This is a genomic window from Pseudolysinimonas sp. (genome assembly GCF_057350545.1).
On the sequence record NZ_JBMRCP010000033.1, the window covers coordinates 1 to 2,769 of the forward strand.

The following is a 2,769-nucleotide window of genomic DNA, read 5'->3' on the forward strand; positions in this document are numbered from 1 at the left end:
GGCAGTTCGGCGACGGTCATGCTCGCCATCGTAGGACGGGCAGAATCCGTCGGTGGTCGAGTAGCGCCCGACGGGCGCGTGTCGAGACCGGGAGAATGGCGGGGTGATCATCCTGGGCGCGACGCCGATCGGCAACCTCGGCGACGCGTCGCGCCGGCTCGTCGAGACGCTCGAGCGGGTGGCGGTCGTCGCCTCGGAAGACACCCGCGTGACGGTGCAGCTGCTGCGCGGCCTCGGCGTCGAGAACCGCCCACGTCTCGTCGCGCTGCACGAGCACAACGAGCGCGAGAAGGCGGGCGAGCTCGTGGCGCTCGCGCGCGAGGAGGATGTGCTCGTGCTGTCGGATGCCGGCATGCCCACGGTGAGCGACCCCGGCTACGCGCTCGTCGCGGCCGCGATCGAGGCGGGTGTGACGGTCACGGCGATCCCGGGTCCTTCGGCGGTGCTGACCGCGCTCGCGCTCTCCGGCCTGCCGACGGATCGCTTCGCGTTCGAGGGGTTCCTGCCGCGCAAGTCGCGCGTCGCCGCCCTCGCCCCGCTCGCCGCCGATGCGCGCACCCTGATCTTCTTCGAGTCGCCGCACCGCCTCGGCGACGCCCTCCGCGACCTCGCGACCGCGTTCGGCTCGGAGCGGCGGACGGCCGTCTGCCGCGAGCTGACGAAGCTCTACGAGGAGGTCGCGCGCGGCACCCTCGCCGAGCTCGCCGAGCGGTTCGCCGACGGTGCCCGTGGCGAGATCGTCATCGTCGTCGAGGGCGCGCCGGCGCCCGCGGCATCCGTCGACCTCGCCTCGGCGGTTGCGACGGTGCTCGACCCCGCCGCGGGCGGCATCCGCCTCAAGGAGGCCGCCGCCGACGTCGCCGCCGCCACCGGCCTCACGACGCGCGAGCTCTACGAGGCCGCCATCCGCGCCAAATGACCCACGAGGGGTCGCACGTGGGGCACTCCGCCCCCGCAGGGCCCCCGAACGCGACCCCTCGGTCACACAGTCGGGCCGAAAGCTAGGCTGAGCGGGTGTCCCAGCCCGGCAGCTTCTACATCACCACCCCGATCTTCTACGTCAACGACGTCCCGCACATCGGGCACGCGTACACGGAGGTCGCGGCGGACGTGCTCGCGCGCTGGCACCGCCAGTCGGGCGACGACACCTGGTTGCTGACCGGCACCGACGAGCACGGGCAGAAGATCCTCCGCACCGCGACCGCCAACGGCGTGACGCCGCGGGAGTGGGCCGACCGCCTCGTCGAGTCGGCGTGGAAGCCGTTGCTCGCGACGATCGACATCGCCAACGACGACTTCATCCGCACGACCGACGAACGCCACGAGACCGCCGTCGCGAAGTTCTTCGAGAAGCTGCAGGCCGACGGTCACATCTACACCGGCGAGTACGAGGGCTACTACTGCGTCGGCTGTGAGGAGTACAAGCAGCTCGACGACCTCGACCGCCCCGAGGAGGGCGAGTTCGCGGGCGTGTACGTCTGCAAGATCCATTCGCGGCCGGTCGAGATCCTCAAGGAGAAGAACTACTTCTTCCGCATGAGCGCCTTCCAGGACCGCCTGCTCGAGCTCTACCGGCAGCCCGGGTGGCTCGAGCCGGAGAGCGTGCGCAACGAGATCGTGCAGTTCGTCTCTCAGGGCCTCGAAGACCTGTCGATCTCGCGGTCGAGTTTCGACTGGGGCGTCAAGGTGCCGTGGGACGAGTCGCACGTGATCTACGTGTGGGTCGACGCGCTGCTCAACTACATCACGGCGATCGGCTGGGGTTCCGACGACGAGCAGTTCGCCCGCCGGTGGCCGGCGCAGCACCTCGTCGGCAAAGACATCGCACGCTTCCACGCCGTCATCTGGCCGGCGATGCTCATGGCCGCGGGCCTCGACGTGCCGAAGGGCGTGTTCGGCCACGGCTGGCTGCTCGTCGGCGGCGAGAAGATGTCGAAGTCGAAGCTCACCGGCATCGCGCCGGCGCAGATCACCGATGTCTTCGGGTCGGACGCGTTCCGCTACTACTTCCTCTCCGCGATCACGTTCGGGCAGGACGGCTCGTTCTCGTGGGAAGACCTGTCGGCCCGCTACCAGGCGGAGCTCGCGAACGGCTTCGGCAACCTCGGGTCGCGCGTGATCGCGATGATCGAGAAGTACCGCGGCGGCGTCGTGCCGACTTCCGGCCGCGATGCCGCGATCGTCGACCTCGAGAAGGCGGTGACGGATGCCGCCCACGCCGCGATCGGCAAGCTCGCGATCCATGAGGCGCTCGCCGAGGTCGAGAAGCTCGTGGATGCCCTCAACGGGTACGTGACCGACCAGGCGCCGTGGGTGCTCGCGAAGGACCCGGCCCAGGCATCCCGACTCGATCAGGTGCTCGCGACGCTCGCGCACGGCGTCGGCACCCTCGCGGTGCTGTACTCGCCCGTGATGCCGAAGGCGACCCAGAAGCTGTGGGCGGCGCTCGGTGAGCCGGGGGAGCTGCTCGCGCAGCGCGTCGACCGGGCGTGGGATCGCGTCGGGGGCGGCACGGTGTCGGCCCTGGTGCCGCTGGTCCCGCGGATCGAGTTGGAGACGCCTGGGTCGTGACCGAGCCCTTCCTGCGGTCACGGCATCGCGGCGACGACGAGGTCGCCGAGTATCCGCCCCTGCCCGTGCCGCTCGTGGTTCCGGTCTACGACAACCACACCCACCTCGAGATCGAAGACGGGGTGAGCTCGCCCGACTACCGCGAGCAGCTCGACCGCGCTTCGAGCGTCGGCGTGCGCGGCGTCGTGCAGGTCGGCA

At 70.5% G+C, this 2,769-nt stretch carries 2 protein-coding genes and 1 pseudogene; all 3 read left to right on the top strand.

Features of this window, described 5'->3' with window-relative positions:
• Positions 1-103: 103 nt before the first annotated feature.
• The gene (gene rsmI, locus ACO1X9_RS04705; RefSeq protein ID WP_486349677.1) at positions 104-919 is read left to right on the top strand and encodes a 16S rRNA (cytidine(1402)-2'-O)-methyltransferase; all 816 of its coding nucleotides are present in this window, start codon (positions 104-106) and stop codon (positions 917-919) included.
• 95 nt (positions 920-1,014) lie between these two features.
• Positions 1,015-2,571, top strand: coding sequence for a methionine--tRNA ligase (gene metG, locus ACO1X9_RS04710; RefSeq protein WP_486349678.1), 1,557 nt, complete (start codon positions 1,015-1,017; stop codon positions 2,569-2,571).
• Positions 2,568-2,769, top strand: a pseudogene (locus ACO1X9_RS04715) (TatD family hydrolase); the annotation flags it as partial. The gene metG and the pseudogene ACO1X9_RS04715, both read left to right, overlap by 4 nt.